This window comes from Herbaspirillum sp. WGmk3 (assembly GCF_023952535.1).
In the GTDB taxonomy this organism is placed as follows: Bacteria; Pseudomonadota; Gammaproteobacteria; order Burkholderiales; family Burkholderiaceae_D; genus Herbaspirillum; species Herbaspirillum huttiense.
Genome location: NZ_JAKYWT010000003.1, coordinates 558,287 through 577,352 on the forward strand (window position 1 = coordinate 558,287; position 19,066 = coordinate 577,352).

The 19,066-nt window shown below is 64.5% G+C and carries 17 protein-coding genes; 6 read left to right on the forward strand and 11 right to left on the reverse strand.

From position 1 onward, the window contains the following. Positions 1-31: 31 nt before the first annotated feature. Positions 32-403 carry a RidA family protein gene (locus tag MKD49_RS14530; protein ID WP_083859679.1) on the forward strand — a complete coding sequence of 124 codons (372 nt, stop codon included), beginning with the start codon at positions 32-34 and terminating at the stop codon, positions 401-403. Positions 404-462: 59 nt separating this feature from the next. Here MKD49_RS14530 and MKD49_RS14535 read toward each other — a convergent pair whose 3' ends face one another. Beyond that, positions 463-2,538 (reverse strand): TonB-dependent receptor, encoded by a 2,076-nt coding sequence (locus MKD49_RS14535; protein WP_256497665.1) that lies wholly within the window; start codon positions 2,536-2,538, stop codon positions 463-465. 188 nt (positions 2,539-2,726) lie between these two features. On the opposite strand from MKD49_RS14535, the gene MKD49_RS14540 reads away from it, so the two are divergent. Continuing rightward, positions 2,727-3,644, forward strand: coding sequence for a LysR family transcriptional regulator (locus MKD49_RS14540; RefSeq protein WP_134134310.1), 918 nt, complete (start codon positions 2,727-2,729; stop codon positions 3,642-3,644). 3 nt (positions 3,645-3,647) lie between these two features. Here the strand turns inward: MKD49_RS14540 and MKD49_RS14545 are convergent, their stop codons facing one another. Both MKD49_RS14545 and MKD49_RS14550 read right to left on the reverse strand, forming a co-directional pair. After that, on the reverse strand, positions 3,648-4,184 hold the full coding sequence (locus MKD49_RS14545; RefSeq protein WP_252696632.1) for an SRPBCC domain-containing protein: 537 nt from the start codon (positions 4,182-4,184) through the stop codon (positions 3,648-3,650). Positions 4,185-4,310: 126 nt separating this feature from the next. Further along, complete coding sequence (locus MKD49_RS14550; RefSeq protein WP_134134305.1) at positions 4,311-4,868, reverse strand: flavodoxin family protein; 558 nt, start codon at positions 4,866-4,868, stop codon at positions 4,311-4,313. A gap of 151 nt (positions 4,869-5,019) precedes the next feature. Between MKD49_RS14550 and MKD49_RS14555 the strand changes: the two genes are divergently transcribed. Then, positions 5,020-5,973 carry a LysR family transcriptional regulator gene (locus tag MKD49_RS14555; RefSeq protein ID WP_252696633.1) on the forward strand — a complete coding sequence of 318 codons (954 nt, stop codon included), beginning with the start codon at positions 5,020-5,022 and terminating at the stop codon, positions 5,971-5,973. A gap of 13 nt (positions 5,974-5,986) precedes the next feature. Here the strand turns inward: MKD49_RS14555 and MKD49_RS14560 are convergent, their stop codons facing one another. Together MKD49_RS14560 and MKD49_RS14565 are read right to left on the reverse strand one after the other, a co-directional pair. Further along, on the reverse strand, positions 5,987-6,451 hold the full coding sequence (locus MKD49_RS14560) for a cyclophilin-like fold protein (protein ID WP_252696634.1): 465 nt from the start codon (positions 6,449-6,451) through the stop codon (positions 5,987-5,989). A gap of 115 nt (positions 6,452-6,566) precedes the next feature. Continuing rightward, positions 6,567-7,478, reverse strand: coding sequence for a LysR family transcriptional regulator (locus MKD49_RS14565; protein WP_134134301.1), 912 nt, complete (start codon positions 7,476-7,478; stop codon positions 6,567-6,569). Between the two features lie 256 nt (positions 7,479-7,734). On the opposite strand from MKD49_RS14565, the gene MKD49_RS14570 reads away from it, so the two are divergent. Both MKD49_RS14570 and MKD49_RS14575 read left to right on the forward strand, forming a co-directional pair. Then, positions 7,735-8,964, forward strand: coding sequence for an MFS transporter (locus MKD49_RS14570; RefSeq protein WP_252696635.1), 1,230 nt, complete (start codon positions 7,735-7,737; stop codon positions 8,962-8,964). Beyond that, positions 8,961-9,374, forward strand: coding sequence for a cupin domain-containing protein (locus MKD49_RS14575; RefSeq protein WP_121040977.1), 414 nt, complete (start codon positions 8,961-8,963; stop codon positions 9,372-9,374). The genes MKD49_RS14570 and MKD49_RS14575 overlap by 4 nt, the downstream gene beginning before the upstream one ends. 98 nt (positions 9,375-9,472) lie before the next feature. On the opposite strand, the gene MKD49_RS14580 is transcribed toward MKD49_RS14575, so the two are convergent. Continuing rightward, the gene (locus MKD49_RS14580; protein ID WP_039783185.1) at positions 9,473-10,522 is read right to left on the reverse strand and encodes an NAD(P)-dependent alcohol dehydrogenase; all 1,050 of its coding nucleotides are present in this window, start codon (positions 10,520-10,522) and stop codon (positions 9,473-9,475) included. A 371-nt stretch (positions 10,523-10,893) separates the two neighbouring features. Here MKD49_RS14580 and MKD49_RS14585 point away from each other — a divergent pair, with 371 nt between their 5' ends. Continuing rightward, the gene (locus tag MKD49_RS14585; protein WP_252696636.1) at positions 10,894-11,907 is read left to right on the forward strand and encodes an XdhC family protein; all 1,014 of its coding nucleotides are present in this window, start codon (positions 10,894-10,896) and stop codon (positions 11,905-11,907) included. A 104-nt stretch (positions 11,908-12,011) separates the two neighbouring features. Here MKD49_RS14585 and MKD49_RS14590 read toward each other — a convergent pair whose 3' ends face one another. The 5 genes from MKD49_RS14590 to MKD49_RS14610 all read right to left on the reverse strand — a co-directional run bounded on the left by MKD49_RS14590 (position 12,012) and on the right by MKD49_RS14610 (position 18,843). Next, on the reverse strand, positions 12,012-13,370 hold the full coding sequence (locus tag MKD49_RS14590; RefSeq protein ID WP_252696637.1) for a cytochrome c: 1,359 nt from the start codon (positions 13,368-13,370) through the stop codon (positions 12,012-12,014). 18 nt (positions 13,371-13,388) lie between these two features. Continuing rightward, entirely contained in the window at positions 13,389-15,641 is a 2,253-nt protein-coding gene (locus tag MKD49_RS14595) for a molybdopterin cofactor-binding domain-containing protein (protein ID WP_252696638.1), read from the reverse strand. Further along, positions 15,638-16,252 carry a (2Fe-2S)-binding protein gene (locus MKD49_RS14600; protein ID WP_134223783.1) on the reverse strand — a complete coding sequence of 205 codons (615 nt, stop codon included), beginning with the start codon at positions 16,250-16,252 and terminating at the stop codon, positions 15,638-15,640. The genes MKD49_RS14595 and MKD49_RS14600 overlap by 4 nt, the downstream gene beginning before the upstream one ends. Before the next feature lie 264 nt (positions 16,253-16,516). After that, on the reverse strand, positions 16,517-17,581 hold the full coding sequence (locus tag MKD49_RS14605) for an aldose epimerase family protein (protein ID WP_134134292.1): 1,065 nt from the start codon (positions 17,579-17,581) through the stop codon (positions 16,517-16,519). Then, on the reverse strand, positions 17,578-18,843 hold the full coding sequence (locus tag MKD49_RS14610; protein ID WP_209569452.1) for a DNA-binding transcriptional regulator: 1,266 nt from the start codon (positions 18,841-18,843) through the stop codon (positions 17,578-17,580). The genes MKD49_RS14605 and MKD49_RS14610 overlap by 4 nt, the downstream gene beginning before the upstream one ends. Between the last annotated feature and the right edge of the window lie 223 nt (positions 18,844-19,066).

Genomic DNA, 19,066 nt, shown 5'->3' on the forward strand with positions numbered 1-19,066 from the left:
TGACATGATCCATCGTTGACAGGAGAATCGCTTGAGCACCACCGACCACAGCATCGAGAGAAAACACACCAATGCGCGCATGAGCAAGATCGTCCAATATGGCGGCCTGGTCTACCTGTGCGGCCAGACCGCCAATGGCGGACCGCATGCCGAGGCCGACATCGCGACCCAGACCGGCGAAGTCCTGGCCCGGATCGATGCTCTGCTCCAGGAAGCCGGCACCGGCCGGGAGCGCATCCTCTCGACCACCATCTACCTGCGCGACATCGCCGACTTTGCGGCCATGAATGCGGTGTGGGATGCCTGGGTGCCTGCCGGAACCGCGCCGGCCCGTACTACGCTCGAAGCCAGACTGGGCGCATCCAATCTGCTGGTCGAGATGACCGTGATCGCTGCCCGATAAGCAGAAAAAAAAGAAGGGCAGGCAGCCATTGCGGCTGCCTGCCCTTCCGTATTTTTTGCTCAATACTTCACATTGGCAGAGAGGTAGACCGCCCGCCCATCCCCCGGTGCATGCCGGGTCTGGTCGTTGATCCAGACATATTCATAGTAGCGATTGGCCAGGTTTTTGAGCTGCAGTTCCAGGCTCAGCTTGTCGTTGACCTGATAGGTCGCGCTGGCATTGAAGAGCGTATAGCCACCGTACTTGCCGCCGGTATTGGCCGTGGTCAGGTAGTAGCTGCCCTGGCCGTTGACCGAGGCCGACAGCTTCAGGTCCGCCGTGGCCTGGTAATCGATGCCACCGGAATACACCTGGCGCGGCACGTGGTCGATTTCCTTGCCGAGGGTGTTGGGTGCGGTCGGGTCCGGCGTGATGATTTCCGAACGCTGGCGCGAATACGCCAGCCACAGCGTGGTGCGCTTGCTGGCGCGCAGATTGATTTGCAGGTCGACACCCTTGCGCTGCGTGCGTCCCACGTTTTCCGAATCGCCCGTGGGATCGTTCAGGCGTCGCTTGACCTCATCCGAGGCACGCTGCTCCCACACCGCCACGCGACCATCGAGCCAGTCCACCGGCGTGAACTTGACGCCGGTTTCCCAGCCGTCATTGATGGAAGGACGCAGGTCATTGTTGTTGGACTTGTAGGCCGCCGCGCCCGCGCCGACCTGGAAGGTGCGGCCCCAGTTGGCATACAGGCTGGCCTCGCGGATCGGTGCATAGACCACGCTCAGCTTGGGCTGGCGGATGTAGCCGTAATCCTGGATGCCATAGCTCACCCCGCGCGAGGGATCGTTGAAACGTCCTCCCACATGGTCGACCCGGTAGCCGGGGATGATGCGCAGCGACTCCACCGGCTTGATCACGGCCTGTACATAGGCACCCACCGTATCGAAGACGAAATGATGGTCGCGCGTCTGCGATACGCGTACCTGGTTGACCGTGTTGTAGCGCGGGCTCTGGTCTTCCTGGCGCTCCATGCTGAAGCCGCCTTCCAGTGCCAGGTCGCTCATGCCTTCGAGCGCCTTCCAGCGGGGCCGATAGGTGGCATTGGTCAACAGCCCGTAGTGGGTCTCGTCGATGACGCGCTCCTGCTGCGAGGTCGTGGAGGAATAGCGCAGCCAGCGCTGGTCACGCACACGATTGAGATAGAGCTTGGCACCGACCGAGAGCTGGTCATCGATGTCGCCATCGAAGTGCAGGCTGACCTGGTCCATCTGGCGGTTGCCGCCATCGGACTGGGCATAGGCATAGGACGAAGTCGGGTTGCTGCGCGCATCCTGGGCCGTCAGGTAGCCCGGTTCCTGGGCATAGGTATTGGCATGACGGATGCTCAGGCCGGTGCGATAGCGGCCATCATCGCTGGTGTAGAACCACTTGCCGGAGAAGGCGATGTTCTCGGCCTGCGCATGGTCGCGATAGCCATCCGATTTTTCGTAGCCGACGAAATAATTCTGGGACCAGTTGCCGTTTTCCACGCCCTTGACCACCTGCACCTGGCGCGTGTTGAAGCTGCCGTAGGTCAGGCGCGCCTCGTCGTAGTTGCCGCCCTGGCGGGTGACGATGTTGACGTTGCCGGCGATGTTGTGCAGGCCGTAGCGCGCATCGTTGGTGCCGCGTACAACCTCGATGCGGGCGATATCGAGCGGGAACAGCGTGCCCAGGAAGGGCATGCCGCCGGCATTGTCATTGCTGGGGATTCCGTCGATGAGCAGCTTGACCGCATTGACCTCGCCCTCGCCATTGAAGCCACGGAAGGACAGCTTGCCCGATTCATTGCCCTGGCGGAACTGAGTCAGCATCACGCCCGGCGACTGCGCGAACAGCTCCCAGTTGTATTGCACCTGCTGTTGCTGGATGCGGTCGGCCCCGATCAGGTCCACCGAGGTCAGCACGTTGTTGAGTTGCAGCGGACCACTGCGGCGTGCGCTCACTTCCACGGTACCGAGCGTCAGTGAAGAATCCTCGGCGGCGCTGGCCGATTGCGCCAGCGCCCAAGGTGCGGCCCCCAGGGCCAGCAGGCCGGACAGGGCGGTGAGTTTGAACACGGGTCGTGCGCGATGCTGCGGCCCGGGCCGACGGGCGGAGTGAGTCGTCATTGGTCTTGTAGTGGTCTTGGTATAGGCAGTGCATGCGGCCTCCTCCGGCAGTTGCGCTGCCGTCCCCTGGATGCCGCATGGGAAATCAGGAGCGGCAAGCATAAGCTGGTATGACCACTTGTTGAATGTGGCAATTTGTCGCAGGGGCTTGCTACCATGCGACATCTCTTCCTGCTGATCCTGCGCGCATGAAAAAACCGGACCTCCGCACCCTCGACCTGAACCTGCTCAAGGCACTGGCCGCCCTGCTCGATGAACGCAACGTCACGCGTGCCGCAGCGCGGCTGGGGGTGAGCCAGCCGGCCATGAGCGGCATCCTCACGCGGCTGCGCGAAAGTTTCGATGATCCCCTGTTTGCGCGCAGCCAGCGCGGCATCGTGCCCACACCACGGGCGCTGGAACTGGCGCAACCGGTACAGCGCGTACTGCGCGACATCGATGGTCTGCTGCATCCGCCGGTCTTCGATCCGGCCACGGCCCATCTGGATTTCACCATCGCCGCCACCGACTATGCCTTGCGCGCGGTCGCCCTGCCCTTCCTGACGGCGCTCAAGCAGCATGCCCCGTTCATCCGCGTGGCACTGGCGTCGATGGAAGATGCACCGCTGCAGGAGCGGCTGGAGCGCGGCGAGATCGACCTGGCACTGACCACGCCGCAGGATACGCCGCCGGGCCTGCATGCGCGGCGGCTGTTCGACGAGCATTACGTCTGCGCGATGCGTGAGGATCATCCGGTGGTGCGGGGACAGCGGCTCTCGCTCAAGCAGTTCTGCGCGCTGGATCATGCGCTGGTGTCGTACGCGGGCGATCCCTTCCACGGCGTCACCGATGAAGCACTGGCACAGCGCGGCCTGCAACGGCGCGTGAGCCTGTCGGTGAAGCGTTTCCTGGTATTGCCGGAGATCTTGCGCAGCACCGACCTGGTGGCCGTGGTGCCGTCACGGCTGGTGGCCGGGGTGGAGGGCCTGAAGCTGTTGCCGCCGCCGCTGGAGATCGCCGGCTTCACCAAGACGGCGGCGTGGCACGAGCGTACGCACCGCGATCCGGCGCAGCGCTGGCTACGGCAACTGCTGTTTGCCACGGCCGGGCTGGTGCCTCTGCGCTGATCCTTAGCGCAGCGCAACGGCCTCAGCCGCTGCCCGCGCCAGGCCGGTGATCCATTCCTGGTGGGCATTGAGCATGGGATTGGGCAAGGTGGCTGCCAGCTCGCGCGCGGGCTGGCCGTTCTGGGTCTCCTGCGTGAGGATGCGCACGCGGCCGCCCTCCAGGTCTTCGAACAGCCAGGCGTGGTGGACATCCAGACGCTGCGCGGCATCGCCTTCGACCCAGCCGTGCCAGGCGATGCGAGCGGCCTGGCCAGGCTGGGGCGGCAGGTATTCGGTCACTTCCGCTTCGACCGCAAAGCCGAAGGTCGTAAAGCGGAAACGAGCGCCCGCCGACAGCAGCGGACCGCTGCCATCATGGAAGCGGATCTCGCTGGCATTGCCGTAATAGCCGGGCCAGGCGCGCGTGTCGTTGAGCAGCGGCCACACCTGGGCCGCCGAGAGACCGGCGATGATCACTTCATTGGAAACGTAGTTGTCGGTGGTGCCGGGCAGATAGCCGGCCGGCCAGATGATGGCGGCTTGAGTGGTGATGGCAGACATGATTTTCCTTGGCGGATTGTTGGACAGGTCTGCATGATGCGGACCGTCCAGTTATTACGCCAATCCTGAAAGCCGATGATCGATATCGGGAAAACTGATATCTGGATCAGGGCACGGGCCTGAGGTTCAGGCGCGGCCGCGTGCGAATTGCGCCGCCACCTCGGCCACGCGCTTGCCCAGATAGGCGGCCGTGGCCAGGTCACTGGCACCGGGCGTGACCTCGGCGGGGGCGTCGTCCGATTGCGCCATGGCACCCAGCCAGCCACCGATGCGATTGAGTTCATCACCGCTCTTGCCTGGGAACAGATCGACCCCGGTCCAGAGCATGCCGTGCTGGGCCGCGAACAGCGCCAGGGTCACCAGGGAATTGAGCTTGTCGCCATGCAGCGCGCCGGAATTGGTGAAGCCGGCCGCTACCTTGTTGCGCCAGGCCTGCGGGATCCACGCCTGGCGGGTGGAGTCTTCCATGAACTGCTTGAAGCGCGCCGAGATGGTGCCGTTATAGGTCGGCGAGCCGAAGATGATGGCGTCGCTGGCGGCAATGGCAGCCCAGTCCACACTGCCGGCGGCGAGCGGCACCAGGGTGGCGTGAGCCCCTGCGACTTCTTCCACGCCGCGCGCCACGGACTGGGCGAGTTTTTCAGTATGGCCGTAGCCGCTGTCGAAGACGATGCTGATGTTCATGTTTTCTCCTGTGGATAAATCAAGCCGTTCGGGACCGGGGAATGACGTAACAGGCTCATTCTGCGCAAATGGATTAAATGACGGTAGCGGTGCAATACTTTAGGATTTATCAAGATGAACTTATCAATCCATTTTTCGGGGAGCAACGGCCATGGATACGTCGCAACGGGTACGCGCCATCATTTCCTTCGTGCAGGCCGCCGATAGCGGCAGCTTCGCCGGCGCCGGGCGGATACTCGGCATCTCCTCCGCTGCGGTGAGCCAGAATGTGGCCGGGCTGGAGACCGCGCTGGGCGTGCGTCTGATGAACCGCACGACGCGCAGCCTGAACCTGACCGAGGAAGGCAGCGCCTTCCTGCGCCAGGCACGCATCGCGCTCGATGCGCTGGAACAGGCAACCGATGACGTGGTGGCGGCACGCGCGACACCGACCGGACGCGTGCGCATCTCCACCAGTGCGGCCTTCGGCCGCGAACAATTGCTGCCGCTGCTGCCCGGCCTGAGCCAGCGCTATCCGGCCTTGTCGGTGGAAGTGGATTTCGATGACCGCATCAGCGAGCTGGTGCAGGACGGCTATGACCTGGCGATCCGGGGCGGACGCATCGCCGATTCGTCGCTGGTCTCGCGCAGCATCTGCAAACTGAACCTGGCGCTGGTCGCCAGTCCCGCCTATCTGGAGGCCCGCGGTACACCGCGCCGCCCGCAGGATCTGCACAAGCACAGCCTGATCACGCGCAAGTTTCTGGGCGGCAAGGTGTCGCCCTGGAATTTCCAGGGCAGCGACGGCAGCATCATGACCTGGAATACCGAACACGCACTGCTGACCTTGTCCTCGCCCGAAGCGCTGGTCCAGGCGGCCCTGGCCGGCATGGGTATCGCCGAAGTCGGGGTGCATCACGCGTGGCGCTATCTGCAACGCGGGCGATTGAAGGTGCTGCTCTTGCGCAGCCATCATCCGGGCAACTACGAGATGTGCCTGCAATACCCGCACCGGGCGCTGATCGCGCCGCGCGTGCGGGTGGCGGTGGATTACCTGCTGGAAGGCTTCGCCGCCAGCGAGGAACTGCACGTGCCGCTGGCCGCCTTGCGCAAGTACGCGGCCTGATTGCGGCAGCGATTCATTCCTGCTCGATCAGGGCCATATACGGTCCTGGCTGGCGCAGGACCGCGATGTCTCCGGTGATGTGGCCCAGCTTGACCAATCCCTTCGAGTAAGCGAAGTCCTTGTAGAACAGGGCGATATTGCCCCAGGGCGCATAGAAGGCGATGTCCCCGCTGCGCGGGGTATAGCCCTCGGGCTCGCCGCGCGTGGCCAGCTTGCGCGGCAGCTGGGCGATCTTCTCGGTCTGGTTGTAGTCGGACAGCTCCAGCGTCAGCGGCAACAGGGCGGCGAAGTCGCGGGCGGCCGGGCCGGGTTCGAGACGCGCGGTCAGGACGGTATCGGCGATGGTGATGCGCAGGGTCATGGGCAGGCTCTTGGCAGGGGTACGGGTCTGCGCCGCTGCCGTCATCGGGCAGAGGCTCATGGCGCCGGCCATCAGCACGGCAATCACGGTCAGGCACGGCAGGAAAGAGGAAGACATGGGCAATCCGAAAGCAATCGATCTGGCCTGATTGTCGCTGCATCATCGGTCCGTGATTAGTCCCGCCGGCCTGAATGCGGTCATCAGTCCAGCTTATGAATCAGGCACCCTGTCATCACCCCGGCTGACGTGGCCGGTTTTCGTAGCGCAGGGCATTGACCACCAGCGAGAACGCCGGCGAAGGCTGGCGGCGGCTGGGATAGTAGAGGTGATAGCCCTCGAAGACCGGACACCAGTCCTCCAGCACCCGCACCAGCTGGCCGCTCTCCAGATGCGATTGCAGCTCGTCTTCCGGCAGCAGCACCACGCCCAGCCCGGCCAGGGCCGCATCGATCTGCGGCGGCACGGTGTTGAAGATGAGCGAGCCGTCGACACGCACGTTGATCTTTTCGCCGTCCTTTTCAAAGTCCCATACGTAAAGCCCGCCCGAGGACGGCATGCGCTGGTTGATGCAATCCTGGGCCATCAGGTCGTTCGGATGCAGCGGCACCGGATAGCGCGTGAAGTACTCGGGCGAGGCCGCCACCACCATGCGCAGCGGCGGGCCGATGGGCACCGCGATCATGTCGCGGTCGATGGTCTTGCCCCAGCGCACGCCGGCATCGAAGCGGTCGGCCACGATGTCGCGCAGGGCGTAGCTCATGTCGAATTCCAGCTTGATGTCGGGATATTGCTGCAACAGCGGGGCCAGCTTGGGCAGCAGCACGCGCTGGATCATGCCGTCGCCGCAGGTGATGCGCACGGTGCCACCAGGTTTTTCGCGCAGTGCGGTGAGGGCATCGAGCTCGGCCTCGATCTCGTCGAAGCGGTTGCCGATGGACTGGATCAGGCGCTCGCCAGCGGGCGTGAGCGAGATGCTGCGCGTGGTGCGGGTCAGCAGGCGGATCTGCAGGCGCTCTTCGAGGCCGCGGATGGCTTGCGACAGCGCCGATTGCGTCACGCCAAGCGTGGCGGCGGCACGCGTGAAACTGCCCTCGCGCGCCACGGTCACGAAACCCAGCAAGTCATTGAGATTGCGTTTGATCATGCAGCCACCCTTCCTGTGGTGAGCAATAAAGCCGGATCAGCCGGAGGCCGCGCCCTGTGAAACCAAGGGTCGTGACGAAGGGGGACGGGATTCATTGATTAGTTTTTCTAATAGGGTAATTAAGGATTGATTACCTAGTCAATACGGCGCACGCGCGCGACACTGACTGCCTTCACATTCTCCACGGCAAGCGCTGCGACCCGTGCATGCTGATCTTCGGCGTGCTGCGGCGGGCACAGTCTTGCCCGACATCATCATGAGCAGTTCCTCTTGCACCCCCTCTTCACTGCAGGCCGCCGACACCCCGGTACAGGCGCACTGGGGCGGCGTCTTCGCCATGACGCTCACGGCCTTTGCCCTGGTCGCTTCCGAATTCATGCCGGTGAGCCTGTTGACGCCCATCGCACAGGATCTGGGCGTGAGCGAAGGGCTGGCCGGGCAAGCGATCTCGGTCTCTGGCGCCTTCGCCGTGCTCACCAGCCTGAGCATTGCGCGCCTGGCCGGGCAGCTGCCACGCAAGACGCTGCTGTTGTGGCTGACGGCGCTGATGATGATCTCCGGCCCGGTCATTGCGCTGGCCCCCAACTATCCGGTCTACATGGCGGGGCGCGTACTGATCGGCATCGCCATCGGCGGCTTCTGGTCGATGTCGGCCGCCGCCGCCATCCGCCTGGTGCCGCCGCAGGACGTGGCGCGTGCACTGGCCGTCTTCAATGGCGGCAATGCCTTGGCTACCGTCGTGGCCGCCCCGCTGGGCAGTTATTTGGGCGCACTCATCGGCTGGCGTGGCGCCTTCCTGTGCCTGGCGCCGGTGGCCCTGCTGGCGCTGCTGTGGCAGGCGCTCAGCCTGCCGGCCATGCGTCCGGCCGCGCGCCACACCGCGCCCACGCATCCACTGGCCCTGCTGGCGACACCGCTGGTGGCACTGGGCATGGCGGGCGTGAGCCTGCTCTTCATGGGGCAGTTCACCCTCTTCACCTATCTGCGCCCCTTCCTCGAAAGCGAAACGCGGGTGCAGGTGCAAACCCTGTCGCTGATCCTGCTGGCCATCGGCGTGGCCGGATTCATCGGTACTACGCTCATCGGACGGCTGCTGCGCCGTTCGTTCTACGGCACGCTGGTCTTCATCCCGCTGCTGATGGCCGTCATCGCCCTGGCGCTGGTGGCCTGCGGCCATCACGTCCTGCCGGTCAGCTTGCTGCTGGCGCTGTGGGGCCTGGTCGCCACGGCCGCACCGGTGGGCTGGTGGTCGTGGGTGGCGCGCACCCTGCCGCACGATGCCGAAGCCGGCGGCGGGCTGATGGTGGCACTGGTGCAATTGGCCATCGGCCTGGGGTCCACCCTGGGCGGACTGCTGTTTGACCACGGCGGCCATCACATCACTTTCTTTGCCAGCGCAGGCGTGCTGCTGGCCGCAGCCTTGCTGGCAGCGCTCACGGCCCGCCAGGATCGCCGGCCTTCTTCCAACGAAAGGACATCTCCATGAAGATCATTCGCAACGGCAGCACCCCATCGGCCAAGGGACCGGCCTCCTTCTTCACCGGCCATGTGCGCATCGACAGTTTCTTCCAGGGTGAAGAACCGGCGCGCGCGGGCGGTGCCATCGTCACCTTCGAACCCGGTGCGCGCACCGTGTGGCACACCCATCCGCTGGGCCAGACCCTGATCGTGACGCAAGGCGTCGGCTGGACGCAATGCGAAGGCGGCCCGCGCACCGAGATCCGCGCCGGCGACGTCGTCTGGTGTCCGTGCCAACGCCGTCACTGGCACGGTGCCACCGACACCACTGCCATGACGCACGTGGCCATCACCGAACTGCTTGATGGCAAGAACGTGGAGTGGATGGAGCCGGTCACCGATGCGCAGTATCTCGGTGGTGAAGTCGTCAGGGACTGACGCTCCCCCACTTCGCTCAGTAATCAAAAAATCGGGCGGACACCTTGTGGGTGCCCGCCCGATTTCATTCACCGTGCCATCAGGTCAGCCGTTGGCCCTCAGGCCGCCATGCTGGCGTTGTCGATCACGAAGCGATACTTGATGTCGCCCTTGAGCATGCGCTCATAGGCGGTGTTGATTTCTTCGGCGCGGATCAGCTCGATGTCGGCCACGATGTTGTGCTTGGCGCAGAAGTCCAGCATCTCCTGGGTTTCGGGGATGCCGCCGATCAACGAACCGGCCAGCGAACGGCGCTTCATGATGAGGCTGAAGACATTCGGCGACGGGTGCGGCGTGGCTGGTGCGCCGACCAGGGTCATGGTGCCTTCACGCTTCAGCAGCGAGAGGAAGGCATCGAGATCGTGCGGTGCCGCCACGGTGTTGAGGATGAAGTCGAAGCTCTTGGCATGCGCGGCCATCTCTTCGGCATTGCGCGAGACCACCACTTCATCGGCACCCAGGGCCTTGGCATCGGCACGCTTGGAATCCGAGGTGGTGAAGGCCACCACGTGCGCACCCATGGCGTGCGCAATCTTGATGCCCATGTGGCCGAGGCCGCCGATACCAACCACACCGACCTTCTTGCCGGGACCGGCACCCCAGTGGCGCAGCGGCGAATAGGTGGTGATGCCGGCACACAGCAGCGGGGCCACGGCGGCCAGGTCGGCTTCCGGATGGCGGACCGTCAGCACGTAGCGCTCGTGCACCACGATCTGCTGCGAGTAGCCACCCATGGTCCAGCCGGGGGCGTCATCGGTCTTGCCGTTGTAGGTGCCGACCATGTTGTCGCAATAGTTTTCCAGGCCTTCTTCGCAATCCGGGCAGGTCTGGCAGCTGTCGACGATACAGCCCACGCCGACCAGGTCACCGACCTTGAATTTGCTGACGTGGTTGCCGACAGCGGCGACACGGCCCACGATCTCGTGACCGGGGACACAGGGGTATTGGGTGCCAGCCCATTCGGAACGGACCTGGTGCAGGTCGGAGTGGCAGATGCCGCAATAGGCGATGTCGATCTGCACATCGTGCGGGCCGGTGGCACGGCGGGTGATTTCCAGATGTTCGAGTGGCTTGTCGGCGGCGTGTGCGCCATAAGCGTGGACTGGCATGGGGATCTCCTCAGTAAACGGGCCAATAAGCTGGCGTTGAGAAAGAACAGGTCAGGGGTGGGCAACCTGTCTTGAAAATGGATGATTGTGGCGTCTTGCAGCGCGCGAAGACAGACCTATTTCGCGATGATTCTTGCCTGAAATTCCGGGACCATCGCGAAGACAAGCGCGTCATTCCCGCGACATCCGCTTCCGTGTGCCCCGGCAACACGGCGCTCGCACACACTGCGTGCGAGCTTGCAGATTCTGCCTCATCATTGGTACCGGGATTAGCGGGACCGGGCTTAATTGGTCTATAAGCCCGGCTAATTAGTTCCTGTGCCGATGTCATGGCAGACTGGACCTCCGATCGAACGTAAACTGATGCCGCAATGAACGATACTTCCGACCTCAAGGTCTTGCGCGCCCTGCGCGAATGGCGGCGCAATGGGCGCAGTGCGCTGCTGGCCACCGTGGTTTCGACCTGGGGCTCGTCGCCGCGTCCGGTCGGCTCGCAACTGGCCATCCGTGACGATGGCCGGCTCATCGGTTCGGTCTCCGGCGGCTGCATCGAGGATGACCTGCTGTTCCAGTACCTGCGCCAGCGCCCCGCCACATGGGGCCAGGCAGGATCACCGCAACAGGTGCGCTACGGCATCGATGCCGATGAAGCGCATCGCTTCGGCCTGCCCTGCGGTGGCACGCTGACGCTGCTGCTCGAATTCGATCCTGCGCTGAACATGCTGGACGAACTGGTGAGTACGCTGGAACGTGGCCAGCTGGTCTGTCGCCGCGTCGATTGCCATGATGGCAGCAGCCGCATCGAGGTCAGCGAGTCACCGGCCGAACTGCTGTTCGATGGCAATACGCTGCGCCATACCATGGGGCCGGATTACCGGATGCTGTTGATCGGTGCCGGCATGCTGGCCGAATATCTGGCGACGATGGCGCTCTTCAACGGCTTTGCGGTGACGATCTGCGATCCGCGTTCGGAATACCTGGGCAGCTGGTCGGTGGAGGGCGTGCGCATCGTCACCGACATGCCCGATGATGCGGTGCTGGATTTCCGTCCCGATCAGCGCAGCTGCGTCATCGCCCTCACCCATGATCCCAAGCTGGATGACCTGGCACTGCTGGAAGCGGTGGCCAGTCCGGCGTTCTATGTCGGCGCCATCGGTTCGCGCCGCAACAGTGCTGCGCGCAAGGACCGCTTGATCACCCACTTCGAGCAGACCGAAGAAAGCCTGGCGCGCCTGCGCGGGCCCATCGGGCTCTATATCGGCAGCAAGACGCCTTCCGAGATCGCGGTGAGCGTGATGGCCGAGGTGCTGGCCGTCAAGAATGGCGTGGCCTTGACGCCGGTGCATTCGGTCGCGGCCATGAAGACGGCCGGTACCGCGTTTTAAGTTTTCATCCTCCGCGCCAGCTTTTCCTCTTTCCTCCCGTCATGAAAAAAGGACCACTGCCTGCAAAGGTCAGCGGTCCGAACGGGACTTCATGAAAAAACGATTCAGCGCATCTGCAAGACGATGGGATTGCTGCTGGCCGGATTGGTACGGTCGCGCAGAGTCTTGACGTCGTCCACCTTGACCGCACCGCCATGATTGCCCCAGCTGCTGCGAATGAAGCTGAGCACGTCGGCAATCTCGGCATCGCTCAACTGGCTGCGGAAGGGCGGCATGCGATACGAATCCGGTACGCCATCAGCCACCACGCGCACCGAGCCATTCAAGGTCACGTTGATGGCCGAGGCATCCTCCTTGGCCAGCGAGGAGACGGCACCGGCCAGCGGCGGAATCCACGGCGCACGCCCGCGACCATCGACCGCATGGCAGGCCGCGCACTTGGCCATGTAGGTGCGTGCAGCGGGGCTGTCCAAGCGTTGTGCGGCCAGGGCGGTGGTGGTGCCGTTATCGTATTTCCACGGTTCCCCATCGCGCTTGGGATCGCCCGGCAGCGACTTCAGGTAACGGGCGATGGCCTGCAGGTCGGAGTCGCTCAGGAATTGCGTGGAGTTGTTGAAGGCATCGGCCATGGAACCGAACACCACCGCGTGCTGGTTGCGGCCGGTCTTGAGGAATTGCACGACCTCGGCTTCACTCCAGCGGCCGATGCCGGTGTTGACGTCGCCACGCAGGCTGGGGGCATACCAGCCATCGAGCAGCGCACCGGACAGGTACAGCGGATGGCCGCCGTCCAGCCCCTTCTCGTTCATCGCCGGGCCGCGCGGCGTATGGCAGCTGCCGCAGTGGCCCGCGCCCTGCACCAGGTAGGCACCGCGATTCCAGAGGGCATCCTGTTTCGGATCGGGCTGATAGGGATGCGGACTGGTAAAGGCCAGGTTCCAGAACGCCAGCGGCCAGCGCATGTTGAGCGGCCAGGGGATGTCGCTCTCCTGGTTGGCCTGCACCACCGGTTTCACGCCATGCATGAAGTAGGCATAGAGCGCGCTCACATCCTCATCCGACATCTTGGCGTAGGACGGATAGGGCATGGCCGGATAGAGCCGGTGCCCATCGCGTGCCACACCGTGACGCAGCGCGCGGTCGAATTCGGCCAGGCTGTAGTCACCGATGCCGCTGCCGCGGTCGGGCGTGATGTTGGTGGCGTAGATGGCACCGAGCGGAGTGGCCATCTCCAGGCCACCGGCGAAGGGCTTGCTCTTGGGGGTGCTGTGGCAGGCCACGCAATCGGCCTGGCGCGCTACATACTCGCCGCGCTGGATCAGCCCGGCGGAGGGTGGCGGCGGCGCAGCGGCGCCGTCGAAGGGCGAGGCCGGGGTGCGCAGGGCGACCCAGGCTGCGGCGATCAGCAGCGCGGCGAGGATCAGCAGGAAGACGCGCAGCTTGCCGTTTTTTTGATCAGTCATGGATGCGTCAGTCTGCCATCAGGCCTTGAAGGTGTAATGCGACAGCGGCATGCTGCGAATGCGCTGGCCGGTCAGGTGCGAAACCGCATTGGCCACCGCCGGCGGCACGGCCGGCAGGGGCGGCTCGCCGATGCCGCCCATCTTGGCACCGCTCTCGATGATCTTCACATGCACGCGCGCCATGCGCTGCGGCGGCAGGATGGGATAGAGATCGTAATTGCGCGCCACCCGTGCGCCCTCCTTGTAGACCACTTCTTCCAGCAGCACCTGCGACAAGCCCAGCGTGACGGCTCCGTTGACCTGGGCCTCGACAATGGCCGGGTTGACGATGCGGCCCGGATCGATGGCTTCCCAGATGTCATGCACGCGCACCTGGCCGTTCTCGATGGAGACTTCGGCAATGGCTGCGGTCTCGGTACCGAAGGCTTTGGCCATGGCCACACCGCGCGCACGGCGCGTGCCGTCGGGGGCGGTGAAAGGACCGCGCTTCCATCCACCGGAGAGATCCACGGCCGCCTTGAGCAGCGTGGTCAGGCGATCATTTCCCTGCAGCAGGCGCAGGCGCACATCGAGCGGATCCTGGCCGCCCTTGTCGGCGATCTCGTCGAGGAAGGCTTCGTAGAAAAAGTCATTCATCGAATTGCCGACCGAGCGCCAGTAACCGACGATGGGCGGATTCTTCACGAAACGCTGGCCGATGCGCTTGTGGGCAAACTGATAGGACTTGCCGGCCAAACCTTCCAGCGCAGTGGGGTCGATCTTGTTGCGCTTGTTGGCAATCGATTCGGTCGGCCCTTCGGTGGCGCTGATGGCTTCGATGGCGATGGGGAAACCCTTGTCATCAAGACCGGCACGGAATTGCACCACCGCCATCGGACGCATGGTGTCGCGGGCGAATTCTTCCTCGCGGCTCCAGATCACCTTGACCGGGCGGCCCACGGCCTTGGCCAGCTGGATCGCCTGCGGGAAGGGCATGGCCGTCTCGTACAGGAAGTGCCGGCCGAAGAAGCCGCCCAGCAAGGGCGAATGGATGGTGATCTTCTCCGCAGGCAATCCGGTCTGCTTGGCGATGGCGGCCTGGAACATTTCCGGGGCCTGGTTGGGCAGCCACATCTCCAGCGTGCCATCGGCATTGAAGCGGGCCGTGGCCGAAGGCGGTTCCAGCTGGGCATGATTGAGGTACTGGCTGCGGTAGCTGGCTTGCACCACGGTCTTGGCACCGGCCAGGGCCTTGGTCACATCGCCTTCGGTCTCGGCTTCATCGACGGCCGCAGTGGACTTGGCCAACTGCTCGGCAAACCCTTCGGTGGAAAAGTCGGCCGGCACATAGCGGCGATCCGGTGCCGGGCCGGGGTCGCTCCAGTCCACCTGCAGCGCTTCCACCGCACGCTTGGCATTCCACCAGCGCTCGGCCACGACGGCGACAGCGCCCGGCAGGCGATGCACCGAATGCACGCCGGTCATCTTGCGTACCTCGGCTTCATTGCGGATGCTGCCGACCTCCAGGCCCAGGCGCGGTGCGTGTTGCACGGCGGCCTGCAGCATGTTCTCGACCTGCGTGTCGATGCCGTATTGCGCGCGGCCCGTGGATTTGTCCAGCACGTCGAGCCGGGCCGACGGCTTGCCGATCCAGCGGAATTGTTTGTCGTCCTTGAGCTTGATGGTCTCCAGCGGCGGATTGGGCAGGTCCAGCGCCTTGGGTGCGAGTTCGCCGTAACTGATCGAGCGGCCGCTGGCCGCATGCACCACACGGCCGGGCTCGGTGGTGAGGCTGTCCAGCGGCACCTGCCATTGATTGGCGGCCGCCTGCAGCAGCAGGTGGCGCGCCAGTGCGCCCACACGCCGCATGGTCGGATAGCTGGTACGCACCGACATGCTGCCGCCGGTGATGCGGATGCCGATGTCCATCACTTTGTACTGGTCATTGGCGGGCGCGTTGTGGACCACGAAACGTGCGGGGTCGGCATCGAGTTCTTCGCCGACGATCTGCGCCATGGCCGTGAAGATGCCCTGCCCGCCTTCGACGAAGGGACTTTGCAGGTGGATGCTGTTGTCGGGTCGGATTTCCAGGAAGGCCGGCACGCGCGTGCCGGGCGCTGCCGGCGCGGCATTGGCCTGGGCGCGTGCATTGCCGGCCGGCAAGGTGAAGCCGACCACCAGCGAACCGGCGGCGGTGCCGGCCGAGGCCAGCAGGAAGCGGCGGCGCGAGACGTTGACCGGCTCACCATCCGGCAGCAATTCGTTCAGTGGAAGATCGTGCGGCTGGTTCATGCTTGCTCCTTGCCGGCCTTGGCCTTCTGGGTCTTGCTCCACTGGATGGCGGCGACGGCCCCCACGCCGACCACAGCGGCAGCGGCCACGGCGGCCTTGTTGACGCCATCGGCGCCGGCCGGTGCAGCGGGCGTGGTGGCCGCAGCAGCGGCTGCAGGTGCGCCCGTGCCGCCGGAGAGCTCATGCATGGCGGCCTTGATGGCGTTGTAGGTGCCGCAACGGCAGAGGTTGACCATGGCGCCGACGATCTGTTCGTCGCTGGGCTGGGCCACCTGTTTCAGCAAGGCGGTCGCAGCCATCACCTGGCCGGACTGGCAATAGCCGCATTGCGGCACCTGGTGCCGGACCCAGGCATCGACCACTTTCTGGCCGACCGGATCGGCGGTGACCGCCTCGATGGTGGTGACCTTGCGTCCGGCCATGGCGCCGACGGGCATGACGCAGGAGCGCAGCACCTCGCCATCGACCATCACGGAACAGGCCCCGCACTGGGCCAGGCCGCAGCCGTATTTGGTGCCGGTCATGCCGAGTTCATCGCGGATCACCCACAGCAGGGGGGTCTCGGCATCGGAGGTGATCTGGTAGGTCTTGTCGTTGATCTGGAGTTCCATGGTTCCTGCCATCGGGGTTGAGAACGCAAGCCAGCGCGGACGGGCGCTCTGGAGGGGAAGTGAAGGACGCAGCAAGGCGACACTAAACAATATCCCCGCATGATGGAGCATCACGCGGGGACTGATTAGCTGAGCCGGGCTTAATGGGGATATTAGACGAGCTAATGAATTCTCGTCGGGAGATGAAGGAATTTACCTTAGGGAGGGGGGCAAGTCAGAGGAAGGGCGGCGAAATTTTCGGGGGTATTCACGCCTCCCTCCTGGTCAGTCCCGCACCCCCAGACGATACACCGTGGTCTGCCGATACACCTGCCCCGGCCGCAGGATCACCGCTTCGCGCAGCGGCGTGTTGACCTGGTCCGGATAGGACTGCGCCTCCAGGCAGAAGCCATCATGGATGGCATACGGCTGCTCGCCCCGCCCCTGTACGCCGGAAAGGAAATTGCCGCTGTAGAACTGCAGCCCGGTCTCGGTGGTGGAGACGCGCAATTCACGCCCCGACCCCGGCTCGTAGACGCTGGCCACTTCGCGCAGGGTCTGCGCCACACGGCTCTGGCCCGGCTGCGGTTCGTGTTCGCTGCGCAGGCAATAGCAATGGTCGAAGCCACCGGCCAGCTTCAGTTGCGGATCCGGCCAGTCCAGGCGTGGACCGATGGGGGCCGGCTGGCGGAAATCAAACGCACTGCCGGCCACATCGGCGCGGCCTTCCGGAATCAGCCTGGCATCGACCTGCAGGTAGCCATCGGCCTCGATGGCGATGATGTGGTCGCGGATGTCGGAGGTGCCGCCATTGAGGTTGAAATACGCATGCGAGGTCAGGTTGATGGGCGTGGCCGCATCGCTGGTGGCGGTGTAATCGATGCGCAACTGGCCCTCGTCATCCAGGCGGTACAGCACCGACGCCATCACCGTGCCCGGAAAACCCGCCTGCCCGGCCGGCGAGACCAGCATCAGGCGCAGGCCTTCCGGATCGGGCTGCACCTGCCAGCGCTGGGCATGGAAACCTTCGCGGCCGCCGTGCAGGTGGTTCTCGCCTTCATTGCAATCGACCTGGTGCGCCACGCCGTCGAGTTCGAAACGGCCGCCCGCGATGCGGTTGCCCCAGCGCCCGACGATGGCGCCGAAATACGCCGGGTTGTGCGCGTATTGCTCGACCCGCTCAAAGCCCAGCAGGACATCGGCCTCGCGGCCATAGCGATCAGGTGCCCACCAGTTGACCATGGTGGCCCCCAGGTCGCTGATGGTCACGCGCATGCCGGTGTGGTTGCGCAAGGTGTAGAGACGGATGCCGTCCGCAGAAGTGGTGTGGGAGAGGGTGAAGTGCGTCATTTTGTGGTGGTAAGAAGGGAGGGCCCCGTGGTTTTCTTCTTGGGCCGGACGGCAGGGGCGGACGGTGCAGCCGAGCGCTCCAGTCCGGCGGCGAATTGTTCCTGGTACTCCCTGGGCGTGCAGCCCAGTTCGCGTTTGAAGACGGCGTGCAGGTATTGCACGGTGGTGAAGCCGCAGCTGACGGCGATCTCGGCCGCATGGCTGCCGGCCTGCTCCAGCATGCGCTTGGCGGCTTCCAGCTTGAAGCGGAGGATCTCGTCATGCACGCTGCGGCCGAGCTCGCGGCGGAAATACCATTCCAGCGACGAGCGTGAAATGCCCACGTAATCGGCCACCTGGTCAGTCTTGATGCCCTGGCAGGCGTACTGGCGGATGAAGTGCAGCGCCTGCATCACGTGCGGATGGTTGCGCACCTCATGGCGGCTGGAGGCCAGCACATTGATGCCGACCGGCGGCACCATGATGCGCGTGTCCGGAAAGCGCGCCCCGTGCAGCATCTGGTGCAGCAGGTGCGCAGCGGTGCGGCCCATCTCCACGCTGCCCTGGATCACCGAACTCAAGGGGATGCGCGTCAACACGCGGGCCAGCGGATCATTGTCGATGCCGATCAGCGCCACCTGCTCCGGCACCGCGATGCCGGCGAACAGGCAGGCCTGCAGCAACTGCCGCGCCCGCGCGTCGGTGACGGCGATGATGCCCACCGGCTTGGGCAGGCTGCGCACCCAGGCGATCTGCTGCTCCACGGCGGCGTCCCAGGATTGCGCACTGGTGCCCACGCCGCGATAGATGTGGCCGGTGATGCCATCAGCACCGGTGAGGTCGGTGAAGATGCGCTCGCGCTCCTGCGCCCAGCGGTTGCAGGGCGACTCGGGCAGGCTGAACAGGGCGAAATGCTGCAGGCCGGCTTCGATCAGGTGATCGTAGGCCAGCTTGACCATCTTGTAGTTGTCGGTGGCCACATAGGGCCGGTTGGCCGGATATTGCGAGGGGTCGGCATAGGAGCCGCCGATGGCCACCACCGGCAGCTGCACGCCTTCCAGCGCGGCGGTCGTCACCGGATCGTCGAAGTCGGCAATGATGCCGTGCCCGGCCCAGCGCTCGATACCCTGCGGGCGGCAGCGGAAATCCTCCTCCAGGTACAAGTCCCAGGAGGCACGGGTGCTGCTGATGTATTCGCCGATGCCGGAAATGATTTCCCGATCGAAGATCTTGTTGCCATTGAAGAGCAACGCAATCCGGTGCACCGTGGGGGTTTTTGCCACGCTGTGTCTCCTGGTTGCCGGCGTCGTCAGGCGCGCCGTTCTTGTATTCGTCGAATTGTAGCGAGCCATCGTCGAAATGACGGATATGTGCTCCTGCAACAAAAAGAATCACTAAGCCGTTTGGTGAATTTCGTAATTGTAGAGGGGATTGGCCCGGCGCTAGTATCCCCCTCGCACCATCATGCGGCGTAGACCATTCCTGACAAGCTCGGCCCCACGCGCC

What these genes read in the sequence shown, in the direction of transcription:
- MKD49_RS14595 (WP_252696638.1), bottom strand. Translation starts at nt 15,641, where the DNA reads ATGAACCAGCCGCACGATCTTCCACTGAACGAATTGCTGCCGGATGGT.
- MKD49_RS14600 (WP_134223783.1), bottom strand. Translation starts at nt 16,252, where the DNA reads ATGGAACTCCAGATCAACGACAAGACCTACCAGATCACCTCCGATGCC.
- MKD49_RS14575 (WP_121040977.1), top strand. Translation starts at nt 8,961, where the DNA reads ATGAAGATCATTCGCAACGGCAGCACCCCATCGGCCAAGGGACCGGCC.
- MKD49_RS14590 (WP_252696637.1), bottom strand. Translation starts at nt 13,370, where the DNA reads ATGACTGATCAAAAAAACGGCAAGCTGCGCGTCTTCCTGCTGATCCTC.
- MKD49_RS14545 (WP_252696632.1), bottom strand. Translation starts at nt 4,184, where the DNA reads ATGTCTGCCATCACCACTCAAGCCGCCATCATCTGGCCGGCCGGCTAT.
- MKD49_RS14580 (WP_039783185.1), bottom strand. Translation starts at nt 10,522, where the DNA reads ATGCCAGTCCACGCTTATGGCGCACACGCCGCCGACAAGCCACTCGAA.
- MKD49_RS14585 (WP_252696636.1), top strand. Translation starts at nt 10,894, where the DNA reads ATGAACGATACTTCCGACCTCAAGGTCTTGCGCGCCCTGCGCGAATGG.
- MKD49_RS14550 (WP_134134305.1), bottom strand. Translation starts at nt 4,868, where the DNA reads ATGAACATCAGCATCGTCTTCGACAGCGGCTACGGCCATACTGAAAAA.
- MKD49_RS14540 (WP_134134310.1), top strand. Translation starts at nt 2,727, where the DNA reads ATGAAAAAACCGGACCTCCGCACCCTCGACCTGAACCTGCTCAAGGCA.
- MKD49_RS14605 (WP_134134292.1), bottom strand. Translation starts at nt 17,581, where the DNA reads ATGACGCACTTCACCCTCTCCCACACCACTTCTGCGGACGGCATCCGT.
- MKD49_RS14560 (WP_252696634.1), bottom strand. Translation starts at nt 6,451, where the DNA reads ATGTCTTCCTCTTTCCTGCCGTGCCTGACCGTGATTGCCGTGCTGATG.
- MKD49_RS14535 (WP_256497665.1), bottom strand. Translation starts at nt 2,538, where the DNA reads ATGACGACTCACTCCGCCCGTCGGCCCGGGCCGCAGCATCGCGCACGA.
- MKD49_RS14565 (WP_134134301.1), bottom strand. Translation starts at nt 7,478, where the DNA reads ATGATCAAACGCAATCTCAATGACTTGCTGGGTTTCGTGACCGTGGCG.
- MKD49_RS14570 (WP_252696635.1), top strand. Translation starts at nt 7,735, where the DNA reads ATGAGCAGTTCCTCTTGCACCCCCTCTTCACTGCAGGCCGCCGACACC.
- MKD49_RS14555 (WP_252696633.1), top strand. Translation starts at nt 5,020, where the DNA reads ATGGATACGTCGCAACGGGTACGCGCCATCATTTCCTTCGTGCAGGCC.